Source organism: Niastella sp. sgz303648, from assembly GCF_059587045.1.
The window spans coordinates 972,943-986,438 of sequence record NZ_JCAPSW010000002.1 but is presented as its reverse complement, the minus strand read 5'-3'; the positions used below and the strand labels follow the sequence as shown (position 1 = coordinate 986,438).

12 protein-coding genes are annotated in these 13,496 nt (G+C 43.4%); 7 read left to right on the top strand and 5 right to left on the bottom strand.

Annotated elements, in window-relative coordinates; genetic code table 11:
- The 5 genes from AC59IL_RS08555 to AC59IL_RS08535 all read left to right on the top strand — a co-directional run bounded on the left by AC59IL_RS08555 (position 1) and on the right by AC59IL_RS08535 (position 8,035).
- Positions 1–699 (top strand): response regulator transcription factor, encoded by a 699-nt coding sequence (locus AC59IL_RS08555; RefSeq protein ID WP_496551689.1) that lies wholly within the window; start codon positions 1–3, stop codon positions 697–699.
- A 262-nt stretch (positions 700–961) separates the two neighbouring features.
- Complete coding sequence (locus AC59IL_RS08550; protein WP_496551688.1) at positions 962–2,233, top strand: TolC family protein; 1,272 nt, start codon at positions 962–964, stop codon at positions 2,231–2,233.
- 28 nt (positions 2,234–2,261) lie between these two features.
- Positions 2,262–3,356 (top strand): efflux RND transporter periplasmic adaptor subunit, encoded by a 1,095-nt coding sequence (locus tag AC59IL_RS08545; RefSeq protein ID WP_496551687.1) that lies wholly within the window; start codon positions 2,262–2,264, stop codon positions 3,354–3,356.
- Between the two features lie 132 nt (positions 3,357–3,488).
- The gene (locus AC59IL_RS08540) at positions 3,489–6,623 is read left to right on the top strand and encodes an efflux RND transporter permease subunit (RefSeq protein ID WP_496551686.1); all 3,135 of its coding nucleotides are present in this window, start codon (positions 3,489–3,491) and stop codon (positions 6,621–6,623) included.
- Between the two features lie 98 nt (positions 6,624–6,721).
- Entirely contained in the window at positions 6,722–8,035 is a 1,314-nt protein-coding gene (locus AC59IL_RS08535; RefSeq protein ID WP_496551685.1) for a carbohydrate porin, read from the top strand.
- Positions 8,036–8,530: 495 nt separating this feature from the next.
- Here AC59IL_RS08535 and AC59IL_RS08530 read toward each other — a convergent pair whose 3' ends face one another.
- The 4 genes from AC59IL_RS08530 to AC59IL_RS08515 form a co-directional block, all read right to left on the bottom strand.
- Positions 8,531–8,851 (bottom strand): MmcQ/YjbR family DNA-binding protein, encoded by a 321-nt coding sequence (locus tag AC59IL_RS08530; RefSeq protein ID WP_496551684.1) that lies wholly within the window; start codon positions 8,849–8,851, stop codon positions 8,531–8,533.
- Between the two features lie 19 nt (positions 8,852–8,870).
- Positions 8,871–9,215, bottom strand: coding sequence for a TfoX/Sxy family protein (locus tag AC59IL_RS08525; RefSeq protein ID WP_496551683.1), 345 nt, complete (start codon positions 9,213–9,215; stop codon positions 8,871–8,873).
- Between the two features lie 110 nt (positions 9,216–9,325).
- Positions 9,326–9,649: a hypothetical protein gene (locus tag AC59IL_RS08520; protein WP_496551682.1), complete on the bottom strand. Its 324-nt coding sequence runs from the start codon at positions 9,647–9,649 to the stop codon at positions 9,326–9,328.
- A 262-nt stretch (positions 9,650–9,911) separates the two neighbouring features.
- The gene (locus AC59IL_RS08515) at positions 9,912–10,256 is read right to left on the bottom strand and encodes a HesB/IscA family protein (RefSeq protein WP_496551681.1); all 345 of its coding nucleotides are present in this window, start codon (positions 10,254–10,256) and stop codon (positions 9,912–9,914) included.
- Positions 10,257–10,457: 201 nt separating this feature from the next.
- On the opposite strand from AC59IL_RS08515, the gene AC59IL_RS08510 reads away from it, so the two are divergent.
- Positions 10,458–10,997 (top strand): DUF7935 family protein, encoded by a 540-nt coding sequence (locus AC59IL_RS08510; RefSeq protein ID WP_496551680.1) that lies wholly within the window; start codon positions 10,458–10,460, stop codon positions 10,995–10,997.
- 98 nt (positions 10,998–11,095) lie between these two features.
- Positions 11,096–12,658, top strand: coding sequence for an acyl-CoA mutase large subunit family protein (locus AC59IL_RS08505; RefSeq protein ID WP_496551679.1), 1,563 nt, complete (start codon positions 11,096–11,098; stop codon positions 12,656–12,658).
- Positions 12,659–12,725: 67 nt separating this feature from the next.
- Here the strand turns inward: AC59IL_RS08505 and AC59IL_RS08500 are convergent, their stop codons facing one another.
- Complete coding sequence (locus AC59IL_RS08500; protein ID WP_496551678.1) at positions 12,726–13,463, bottom strand: hypothetical protein; 738 nt, start codon at positions 13,461–13,463, stop codon at positions 12,726–12,728.
- Positions 13,464–13,496: the final 33 nt, after the last annotated feature.

Here is a 13,496-nt window from a genome sequence, read left to right as displayed (position 1 = left end):
ATGCAATCCAAAAAATTTAAAGTATTACTCGCTGAAGACGACCTTTCCCTTGGATATGTTATTAAAGACAACCTGCAGGATGCGGGTTATGATGTGGTATTGTGCCCCGACGGGCAAACCGCCATTGAAAAATTCGATAAAACGCAATATGATATTTGCCTGCTCGATGTAATGATGCCGAATAAAGATGGATTTTCAGTAGCTAAAAAGATCCGTCAGCAAAGCGATATGATCCCCATCCTGTTTCTTACAGCAAAATCGATGGAAGAAGATAAAATAAAAGGCTTTTTGACCGGGGCCGACGATTATATTACCAAGCCTTTCAGTATGCAGGAATTGTTGCTGCGAATGGATGTGTTCATTCGCCGTACCCGTAAACTGCATGCCGAAAGCATACAGGAATTTTCCATCGGTAATATGAAGTTTTCCTACACCGATTTAAAATTAAATACGCCCACCGAAACCTATACGCTTACACAAAAAGAAGCAGACCTGTTAAAATTCCTTTGCGAACATGCCAACCACATTCTCAAACGCGATGAAGTGTTGCTGAATGTTTGGGGTAAAGACGATTACTTCCTCGGCCGCAGCATGGACGTATTCATGACCAAATTGCGCAAATACTTCAAAGCCGACCCCACCATCATTCTCGAAACCATTCATGGCGTTGGATTCAGATTCAATGCAACTGTTGGTTAATAACATAAAGGTAATAGCGGGTAGCAAGGGATATTTGACCTAATGTGGGTCATAAGAATGGATTTTGCTTCACCCCGGTGCAAACCTCCTGCCTGGTGCCCACTGCCTGCTCCCTACTACCCACTCACCTCAAATTGTCTGGTGCTAATTGCCTATTGCCCATTGAATTTCACTCGTTAACGGCTCATTAACACATGTTAATAACTGCTTAACCAAACCTCATAGCACATTTGCGGTTGCGATTACCAAATAAAAACACCCGATGCGTCGTATTATTTTATGTGTGCAGTTGTTGATGGGGATAATATGCACCTGCAAAGCACAAGTTACCGGTGATACGTTAGTCCTTACCCTGCCGGAAGCTGAAAAGCTCTTCCTGCAAAAGAATCTTGCATTAATATCACAGCAATTCAATGTCGATATTAATAAAGCATTGGTTCAACAGGCACGTTACTGGGATAATCCCGTTTTATTGACCGACCAGAACCTGTACGACGGTAAATTTTTCCGTCATACAAAAGTCGACAACCAGCCTTACGGTCAGGTTTATCTGCAATTACAACAGGTTATTAAAACCGCCGGCAAGCGCAACAAGCTGGTACAGTTGGCCAATGATAATGTATTATCGGCCACACAGCAGTTTAACGACCTCATGCGCAACCTGAAATTTGTTCTCATTACCGATTTTACCAATCTGCACCAGCTATTAGGCACTAATGCTATATTTAGTAAAGAAGCCGATGCCATGCAAAAGCTGGTTGCCGGTATGGATGCGCAGTTTCAAACCGGGAACATTTCACAAAAGGATAATATCCGAATTAAATCGCTGTTGTTCTCACTGCAAAGCGACCTGGCCGATGTTCAACGCCAGATAACCGAAGTACAAAAAGAGCTGCATACGTTGCTGCAGCAAAGTGGTAACAACATTATTGTACCGGTTATTAATGAGCCGGCGGTAAATGGCAGCCTTACTTTGAATCAGTTGCAGGATTCGGCCATCAATAACCGGCCCGACTGGAAACTGGCGAAAATAAATCTGCTGGCACAGGAACATAACCTCAGTTATCAGAAATCGCTGGCCGTACCCGACCTTACCGTAGGCCTCGAATACGACCGCCTAAGTAACTATGTACCCAATTTCTGGGGGCTTACCATTGGTTTACCCATTCCCGTATTTAACCGTAACAAAGGCAATATAGTGGCCGCAGGCACTGCTATACGGCAGGCTAACAATACCGTTCTGCAGGTGCAAAACCAGGCACAGCAGGATGTACAAACGGCTTACAACAAATATCTGATTGCCGAAAATCTTAAGAAAATATCGCCTCCCGAACTGGGCGAACAATACGACCGCCTGTTACAGAATGTTATTACAGGTTATCAGCAACGCCAGATAAGTTTAATAGAATTTGTTGACTTTTTTGATGCCTACAAAGAAACATCGATTAAAAAGCTGCAACAACGAACCTCATTGCTCAATGCCATAGCGGAGATCAATTTTACAACAGGCACTAACATCATCACAATTCAATAACCGCTAAAAACTAAACCCTAAGTAAATTATGAAACGCTTATTATATATATCAGTGATCGCATTAGCAGCAGCCAGCTGCAATACCCAGTCGCAACCCGCCCCGGAAGGCAAAGCTCCTGTATGTGTAAGTGACTCACTGGCTAAGATTATTCAAATCGATTCGGCATATACAGCCAATATCAGCGATGAATTAAAGCTTTCTGGCGAAGTAAGCTTCAACGATAATAAAGTGGTACGGGTATTTCCGTTCAGCAGCGGACAGGTTGTACAGGTAAATGTTTCACTGGGCGATAAAGTGGTAAAAGGACAAACGCTGGCCGTTATTAAAAGCGCCGATGTGGCAGGCAATTACGCCGATTTATCAAGCGCAGGCAATGATGTAACCATTGCCAAAAAGCATTTGGATAATGCCGAATCACTGTACAAAAGCGGCATTGCCAGCGAGCGCGAATACATCGAAGCCAAAGAAAATTACAATAAAGCGCTGGGAGCGGCCAATAAAGTAAAAGAACAAATAGCCATCAATGGAGGTGGTAATACCACAGCCAATGGAACCTACGTTATAAAAGCACCCATAAGCGGTTATGTGGTGGAAAAGAAATTAACACAGGGCAGTTTTATCAGAAACGACAATAGCGACAACCTGTTTACCATTGGTGATATTAAAGATGTGTGGGTATGGGCCAATGTATATGAAAGCGATATAGCCAAGGTGAAAGAAGGATACGTAGCCAAAGTAAGCACCCTCGCCTACCCCGATACTACTTTCAACGGCGTGGTAGATAAGGTAAATCAGATTCTTGACCCCGTTACCAAAGTAATGAAGATAAGAGTTCGGCTGGCCAACCCCAATATGCAGCTGAAACCCGAAATGTTTGCCAACATTCTTATTGAAAATAAAGAAGGCGCCCCGTGTACCACCATCCCTGCAACTGCAGTCATCAGCGACAATGGTAAAAATTTTGTGATCGTTTACAACAACAAATGCAGTCTTGACCTGAAAGAAATTAATGTACATAAAACCATAAACAACAGGGCCTATATCAAACAGGGACTGCAACCCGGCGATAAAGTGATTTCACAGAATCAGATTCTGTTGTACAGAGCATTAAAAGAAGGATAGTTGAAAAAACAAATGGTAGTGAGCAGTTTGCAGTTAATGTTGCCAATGGCTAACTGCAAACCAGCCTGCCGGCAGGCTGCCAACCTGAAATTCAGCGTGCATTAAATATATCAGAGAGCCCAAAATTAAACAATGAACAAGTTTATAAAACGGATTATACATTTTTCACTAAGGCACCGTTATTTCGTGTTCTTTATGACGGCCGTACTGGTAGCGCTGGGTATATGGAGCTATAAAGAAACGCCTATAGAAACCTTTCCCGACGTTACCAATACACAGATCATCATCATTGCCCAGTGGCCCGGCCGCAGCGCCGAAGAAGTGGAAAAGTTTGTCACCATTCCGCTCGAAACCGTATTGAATTCGGTACAGAAAAGATCAAACCTTCGCACCACTTCGGCCTTTGGATTATGTTATATCCGCATCATTTTCGACGATGATGTGGATGATGCGTTTGCCCGTCAGCAGGTGTTAAGCCGCCTGGGCGGCGCCGACCTGCCCGATGGTGTAAAACCCGATGTGCAACCGCCTTACGGGCCTACCGGTGAAATTTTTCGCTATACGCTCAAAAGCAAAACAAAATCGATACGCGACCTCACCACCATTCAAAACTGGGTGCTCGATCGCCAGTTTAAATCGGTTCCCGGCATAGCCGACGTAAATAGTTTTGGCGGCGAAGAAAAGATATTTGAAGTAAGTGTGAACCCCGAAATGCTGATTAAATACAACCTTACTTCGCTGGATGTATACAATGCCATTACCAAAAGCAACGTGAACGTAGGCGGTGATGTAATTGAACGAAACGGCCAGTCGTATGTGGTGCGTGGCATTGGTATTTTGAACGATGTAGACGATATTGAAAATATCATCATCACCAAAGTGAACGGCGTACCCCTGCTGATTAAAAATGTGGCCAATGTGATAGAATCGGGTAAGCCCCGGCTGGGAAAAGTATCGCGCGATACGCAGGAAGACGTAATTGAAGGTATAATCGTTATGCGCAAAAGTGAAAACCCCGCCGAAGTGCTCGACAGGGTTCGCGAAAAAGTAGATGACCTGAATAACAATATTCTTCCCAAAGATGTTCATATAGACACCTTTTACGACCGTACCAACCTGATGGATTATGCACAGGAAACCGTTATTCATAATCTCATTGAAGGTATTGTACTGGTAACTGTGATCGTATTGTTGTTCATGGCCGACTGGCGAACAACTGTTACAGTTAGTATTATCATTCCGTTGTCGCTGTTATTTGCCTTTATTTGTATGCGCATCAAAGGCATGAGCGCCAACCTGCTTTCGATGGGCGCAGTTGACTTTGGTATTATCATCGACGGAGCTGTAGTGATGGTTGAAGGACTGTTTGTAGCCCTTGACCATAAGGCAAAGGAAGTAGGCATGGAAAAGTTTAACAGGCTGGCCAAACTCGGTTTATTTAAGAACAAAGGCACCGAAATGGGTAAAGCCATCTTCTTTTCTAAACTTATCATCATTACCTGCTTAATGCCCATCTTCGCCTTTCAAAAGGTAGAAGGAAAAATGTTCTCGCCCCTCGCCTACACATTAGGCTTTGCATTATTAGGCGCACTGTTGTTTACCTTAACCCTTGTGCCGGCATTATCGAGCATATTGTTACGCAAAAATGTTCGCGAAAAGCACAATGTTATTGTAATATTCTTCGAAAAAGGTGTAGGTAAATTACTTTCGCTCGTATATCGTAATCAAAAGAAAAGCGTATTGCTGGCAGTCGCCTTCATGGTCGTATCTGTTTTTTCGGCCAAATTCCTGGGTACAGAATTCTTGCCCGAATTAAACGAAGGTGCGTTATGGGTAGAAGCCGAATTGCCTATGAGCGTTTCGTTATCCGAAGCCAATACGGTTTCGAATAAGATGATCGACATCTTATCGAAATTTCCTGAGGTAAAACAAACCCTGTCGCAAATTGGCCGTACCAACGACGGTACCGATCCCAAAGGTTTCTTCAACGTGCAGATACAGGTTGACCTGAAGCCTAAAAAACAATGGGACAGAAAGATCACGGATGAAGAGCTGATCGACGAAATGGACAAACAGCTGCGAAAACTGCCCGGTATTGTATTTAACTATTCGCAACCGATACGTGATAATGTTGAAGAAGCAGTGGCGGGTGTAAATGCAGCGCTTGCAGTTAAAATATTTGGCCCCGATTTTCAGGTGCTCGATTCAAAAGCCGATAGCATTGCCGCCGTATTAAAAACGGTGCGCGGTATTGAAGATCTTGGGGTGTTACGTAACCTGGGGCAGCCAGAGTTCAGAATAGAACTCGATCAGCAAAAGATGGCCTTTTATGGAGTGAATATTGCCGATGCCAATGCTGTTATTGAAATGGCCATTGGCGGTAAGGCCGCTACCCAGCTGTACGAAGGCGAACGGAAATTTGATGTTCGTATCAGGTACCAGAAAGAATACCGCGCCGACCAGGCATCTATCGAAAATTTGATGGTTCCCACGAACGACGGCGCCAAAGTACCACTAAAAGAAATTGCCACAATACAAACGTTAACCGGACCGGCCTTCATTTTCCGTGATAATAATACACGCTATATAGCGGTAAAATTCTCCATCCGCGAAAGAGATTTGGGAAGCACCATTGCCGAAGCACAACAAAAAGTAAACAAACAGGTGCATTTGCCGGGCGGTTATAAAATGACATGGAACGGTGAATTTGAAAACCAGCAACGCGCCAGTAAAACGTTGTCGCACGTAGTGCCTATCTGTTTGCTGGCCATCTTCCTTATTCTGTTCATTACATTCGGCAATGTAAAAGATGCCGTATTAACCATTATGAACGTGCCCTTTGCCCTAATAGGAGGTATTCTGGCATTGCATATTACAGGTTTCAACTTCAGTATTTCGGCCGGTATTGGTTTTATAGCCTTATTCGGTGTGTGTATTCAGAATGGGGTGATCCTGATTTCTGTTTTCAGAAAGAACCTCGATGAAGGTATGCACCTCGATGAAGCCATTCGTGATGGTGTTATATCGCGTGTTCGCCCGGTGGTAATGACGGCTTTAATGGCCATGATCGGGTTAATGCCGGCAGCAGTTTCAACCGGTATTGGTTCCGAAACACAAAAACCATTGGCAATTGTGGTGATCGGTGGGCTTATCACCGCCACCATTCTTACCCTGTTGATATTACCAGTTATTTATTCGCTGGTGTTCAAGTTCATGCATCATCGCTCGAACCGAAAAATATTGAGGAAAACAGGATTGGTGCATTAATACAGTGGTTAAACACTGGTTAATGCTGGCACAAAAAATTATTAATTAAGAAATAGTAAATACTTAGCAGCCAATTTCGAAAACCTATTATCAACAGCATGAAAAAACTGGTTAGTGTTTTATTGTTTATCGGAGTAACAACTGCTTTTTCACAAACGTCAACAGATTCATTGCGCGACCGTAACTGGAGTTTTCATGCACAGGCCACTTCTATATGGCAATACCACCCTACTTTTTCAGCACCCTATTCGGGCAGCCATAGTTTACTGGAATCGGAATCGGGAAAAGTTTCATTTACAGCCACGGTGTTTGCAGGCAGAAAATTATGGAGGAATGCGGCTATTTATTTTAATCCCGAAGTGGCAGGCGGCAGCGGGTTAAGTTCTGCCATGGGCATTGCAGGCTTCCCCAACGGCGAAACCTTTCGTATTGGTAGCCCCAAACTGAAGCTGTACCTCGCCCGTTTATATCTTGAACAAAAATTTGCATTAGGAAGCGGTACCGATGTTGAAACCGATGATCTGAACCAGGTACAGCAACACGTACCTGCCCGCTATATTTCGGTTCGTGCCGGTAAATTCAGCATTGCCGACTTCTTCGATAATAACAGTTACAGCCATGATCCCCGTTCACAATTCATGAACTGGAGCCTCATGAGCAATGGCGCCTGGGATTATCCTGCCAATACACGCGGTTACACCATTGGCGCTGTAGTGGAATATCATACACCTTCGTGGGCAACGCGTATATCAATGACGCAAATGCCAACCTATGCCAACGGTCCCACGCTCGACAACCAGATATCAAAAGCATACGGACTTACCTGGGAAGGCGAAAAAAATATTCGCATCAACAAACGGCCGGGTGTTGTACGACTGTTGTTATTCCATAACCTCGCTAAAATGGGCAGTTATGAAGAAGCTGTTAGAAAAAATCCTTTAACGCCTGATATAACTCTTGTGCGAACAGATCCCAAAACCAAAAATGGTATAGGGGTTTCGCTGGAACAGGAAATTTCAACCAATGCAGGAATCTTTTTACGCAGCAGCTGGAACGACGGCCGCAATGAAACATGGGCTTTTACCGAAATAGATCAATCGTTGTCGGGCGGCATTGTGTTCAATGGTACCGCATGGAAAAGAAAAGAGGATGCGTTGGGGATAGCCTTTGTAGTGAATGGCATATCAGGTCCGCATCGCGATTACCTGAAAGCAGGTGGTTCGGGTTTCATCATTGGCGATGGTACGATAAATTACGGTCATGAAACCATTTTTGAAACCTATTATAAATTCACCATTCCAAAGATATTCTTATCGCTCAGTCCCGATTATCAGTTTGTAATAAATCCTGCCTACAACAAAGACCGTGGGCCGGTACATATTATCGGTATTCGGGGCCATTTGCAATTTTAAGTAAGTAAGTAAGACGCAAAGGTGAGCTATTCCCTGAAGGGTAGCTCACCTTTGCCATTTAAAGCTTAAAGGCTTAGTGTTCCGGGCTTTTGAAAAGCACCCCGTCCCATTTTGTCACTCCCTGCAAATCTTTCCTGACATTTCATCATCTGTTATTAAGTGTTCATATCACAGTTAATTGATAAGTAAAAAACAACGCAGGTAAAGTAAAATGATTTATAGGATTTTATTTGCCGGCTTTGTGCTTTAAGATTTCTCTAACAAATTGTATTCACTGCTATTAACTTTCCCAAACGGTGGTTTGGAACAACAATTGAATAATTGCCTGTATAATTTAAAATAGAGGATGCGATCCTCAATCAACAACAGACAACTTTTTTCATAATAAAGATCCAATGGCAGCAAAACTGCCGTTTAAATCAAGCTTCATGTTCATGAGGCTTTTTTTATGGAAACAATCCGGTGAGTGCAACTATCCCAGCGGCGTGGGCGCGATTATGGCTTTTTTGCCGCGACAGTATTATATGCCGTAGTAAGTAAATCAGTAAGCATATCTTTCCTTACCTTTTTTAAATCAACCAGTGTCCAGCCTTGCCTGCCCCATTTATTATCAACCGGGTAAATGATGGTTTTATCAAATGCGCAAAAAACCGACTGATCAATTAATGAAAGCTTCACACAAACAATGCAACTATCGGCCGCATGGGTGGCAAATATCTTTTTCTTTACCCTGAAAGATGTTTTTTCAAAGTGAGGATGTTCCTCTGCTCCGGCAAATGAAAGCACCAATTGTTTAAATGTTTTGATGTGAACCATTCATTTAAAAGTTACTCCATTATTTCTTACGCTTCTTCGAAGCCTTTGCGATTTTATTATATGCAAGCGAAAGGTTTACCCAGTAGTCGAACTCTTTTTTTGATTTAATTATATCCTGGTTCACATACACAACCCCTTTCATGGTTTTTCCGTTGTGAACCATAGGCCTCACACCCGATTTTTCCATCACGATTTCGTACATATCAGGATCAATGCGGCACATCATTTCTTCGTGACTTACGCAAATACACATCTTTCCATTGAGCATAAAGCACATTCCGCCAAACATCTTTTTTTCTTCTATATCACCTTTATCGAAAATTGCTTCGCGTATGCGATCGGCTAATTTTTCATCGTAGGCCATAACATGTTTTGTAAGAATGTGAATTTAATAATCGTTTTGAGATATAACAAAAAAAGGGTTGTCGGCGACAACCCTGTATAAGCAATAGTTTATGAAAAGTGCAGATACAATCAGCTCAGCGATGCTGCCATCTTATTGGCTGATTGCTGCCATAATTCCAACCCTTTTTTCAGGTCATCGGCATTCATTACCGGGCTCAGCTCAACTTTGGCATTCATCTGCAAAAAGAAAGGTTCGCAAATGGAAGGAATTTCAGAAGGATCTTTCATATCAAATACCATTAAGCACGACCGGCAACCATCAACTGCTGTAAAATAGCTTGCCTCGGGCTTTAACCGTTCCATAGTTTGCTGTATTATTTTGGGAAGTGAACCGTCTTTAATGGCATTGTTCGAAGCAGTTACTTCTAATGTAACTTTTAATAATGTACGCATGTTGAAAAGCTTTTAATGATAAAAAAATAGATTTCAAAGCCCATTCCGTATGCGCATCAATACAACTATGTTGTTGCAAAATTTACTGGTACAAAAAAGAATGCAGGGATCTGTTAATCGGTTGGAAAAGATTATTGATTGAAGATAACCAATTATAAGTATTAAGTAATAAGTTTTAGGTTATAAGTTTTGGGTTCTATAATGATCCTTGTTTTACCCCTTATTTCCTGAACCTTGAACCTTGTGCCTTGACCTTTGTACATTAAACCGCAAACGATGTTCCGCAGCCACAGGTTTTGCTGGCATTGGGATTGCTGAACGCAAAGCCTCGGGCATTTAAACCATTGGCCCAATCGATCTGCATACCCATCAGGTAAATGCCATGCGATTTATTCATAATAAAGGTTTGGCCGTCATATTCAAACACCTCATCAGAATCTGTTTTGTCATCGAATCCCAACACATACGATAGCCCCGAACAACCACCGCCCTTTACGCCTACTCTTAAATACTTGCCGGTATCGAAACCCGGCTCATTGATCAGTCGCTTTATTTCTGCAAGGGCGCCGGCAGTAAATGTCACAGGAACGGCCATTGTCATACTCATAATCAAATCATTTAAAGTGCAAATTTACGGAATAAATAGGGTACCCGGTTACCTGATTCCGGTTTGCCGGTTAACAGGCTACAGGTACCAGGAAACCGGGAACCGGTAACCAGTTCCGGGCAACTGCCTCATTAACAACTGCAAACACAACATACAGAACTCGAAACTTAGACCTATTTTTGCTCACCTAATACCAACTGAATGGAATTGACACCCACCCAAATGACGATCTCGATCTCGATTGCTATTACCCTCGGAGGCACCCTGGCTTACCTGTTTTGGAAACAGCGTAAAGAGGCAAAGGAAGCCCTGGAACGCCATGAAAAACAAAAAGCAGCAGGCCCAGCTACTGCTACCCAACCCCTGCAATTACAGGCCTATGAACGCCTCATTTTGCTGATTGACCGCATTGCTTTGCCCAACCTGATTGGCCGGGTGAACCAGGCCGGATTAAGCGCCAGAGAAATGCAGGCGTTATTAACCCAACAAATACGGCAGGAGTTTGAATATAATGTTACCCAGCAGATATATGTTACCCCTGAATCGTGGGAAGCCGTTCGCAATTTAAAAGATCAGAATATGCTGATCATCAACCAGATCGCCTCATTTTTACCGGCCGAAGCCACCGGGCAGGACCTTAACCGCAGCATCCTCGAAATGCTTATGCAGCAACCAAAAGCCTCCCTGCACAATGTGGTATCCGATGTACTGAGCTATGAGGCTAAAAAACTGATGCAATAGCGAAGCCTGAAGTCGGATGTCTGAAGTCAGAAGAACCCTGCATTCGAAGCCTCCGACTTCAGACCTCAGACTGCAGACTTCCGTCTTAAAAAAACGTCATGTCAGAAAAAAAGATATATACCGATAGCGCCATTGAAATAAAACAGGTGTACACCCAGGCCGATATACCTGCAGGCCAAACACCTGAAATGCCAGGCCAGTTCCCCTTCACACGGGGTGTGCAGGAAGATATGTACCGCGGTAAACTATGGACGATGCGTCAATACGCCGGCTTTTCTACCGCAGAAGAAAGTAATAAACGATATCATTATTTATTGTCGCAGGGGGTAATGGGCCTTAGTGTGGCCTTTGACCTTCCCACCCAAATCGGGTACAACAGCGATCATCCGCTGGCTGAGGGCGAAGTGGGCAAAGTAGGCGTTGCCATCGACAGCATTGAAGATATGCAAGCCTTGTTCAAAGGCATAAAGCTCGAAGAAGTAACAACATCAATGACCATTAATGCCACCGCCTTCATCTTGCTGTCGTTTTATGTGGCGCTGGCCAAACAACAGGGAGCCGACCTGAAAAAAATATCAGGCACTATTCAAAACGATATTCTGAAAGAGTACGCCGCCAGGGGAACTTATATTTATCCGCCCCAGCCTTCTATGCGTATCATTACCGATATTTTTGAATGGTGTAGTAAAGAGTTGCCTAAATGGAATACCATCTCTATTTCGGGATACCATATACGCGAAGCCGGTAGTACGGCAGTGCAGGAAGTAGCATTTACATTAAGCAATGGAAAAGCTTATGTAAAAGCCGCCCTCGAAAAAGGACTTGATATTAACGTATTCGGCCGTCGCCTGTCGTTCTTTTTTAATTCGCACAATAACCTGTTCGAAGAAATTGCCAAATTCAGGGCCGCCCGGCGCATGTGGTCGCACATTATGAAAGAGCTGGGAGCTACCGATCCCAAAGCCATGATGCTGCGTTTTCACACACAAACCGGCGGCAGTACCTTAACCGCCCAGCAACCTCAAAATAATATTGCACGGGTAACCGTACAAACACTGGCGGCTGTATTGGGAGGAACTCAGTCGTTGCACACCAACGGGTACGATGAAGCTCTGAGCCTGCCTACCGAAGAAGCAGCCCGTATTGCCCTGCGCACGCAACAAATTGTAGCATTTGAAAGCGGGGCTCCCGACACCGTTGATCCGCTCGCCGGATCATATTATGTTGAAGCCCTCACCAACGAAATAGAACAAAAAGCATGGGAACTGATAGCCACCATCGATGCCATGGGTGGCAGCGTGTCGGCCATTGAACAGGGCTTTATACAGGATGCTATTGCACGCAGTTCGTATGAGTACCAGCGTAAGATCGAAAACGGAGAAAAAATTATCGTAGGTGTAAATAAATTTCAAACGTCGGAAAAAGATACAACGCCTGTTTTCAGGATCGACGATTCAATACGTCATTTGCAAAGTCAAAAACTGGCATCGCTGCGCAACAACCGCGACCCGGCCAAATGCGATCAGATATTACAGGACCTTTCTGACAAGGCAGTTTCAGGTGAAAATATTATGCCCACTGTAATTGAAGCCGTTGAACAAAAATGCTCCCTCGGCGAAATCGCCGATACTTTACGGGAAGTGTTTGGCGAATATAAATAAGGCACAAGGTCTTGCGGTTTAGTTAACGTAACTATCCCGCAAGACCTCGTGCTTTAATACTTAATACTTATAACTTGCCTTTTGCTTTCTTCTTTGGTTCCTCCTTACTTTCAGGCACCTCAACTAATTTATAAAACTTAATAACGTCGCTTTTATTGAGGTTTAATGCCGTGATGGGATCGTTCACAAATACATCGGTGAATGATATGACACTCTTTTGCTGTTTATCGGGCGATCCCTGAAACGACTCGATCTTTTGCAGCAAATAACTGTTTTTATCGAGGTACAATAACTTATACCGATTGGTCAGATCATATTTTTTTAAATCGGGTAAGTCCATTCTTAAAACATAATAATCGGGCTGAATGGTAAGACTTAATTTGGAATAATCTGTTTCGGGTTGATAAAATTCTGTGCAAAGCATTTGTCCGCCTACACTTCCCAAAATGCTTTTCCCCGGCGAATGATTTATACTATAGCTTTTTTCATCGTCATTAATGGTGTAAAAATCTTTTCCGTCGTACCAGTGCGATACCGGTAAATCGTTGCGTTTACCCGAAAATGAACAGCCTGTTAATGTATTATCGGGTTCACGGCGAATTATACACTGGCCGGTTATACTGCGCCTGTCGCCCGATAAAAAAGTATCAACACGGGTAACAGTATAAGAAAGATTTTGAATGCCCGAAGCAGCCAGCTTATAGTTTTCAAATACCAGGGTAGCATCGTCCTGGGCTTGTAGTTGCCGGCAAAAGCAACAAAGCAAAAACATAAAAGCCGTTGGCAGCAAAACAGCTTTTCGCAATAAGGCGGATTTTATTGGGGCCACCATAAAAAA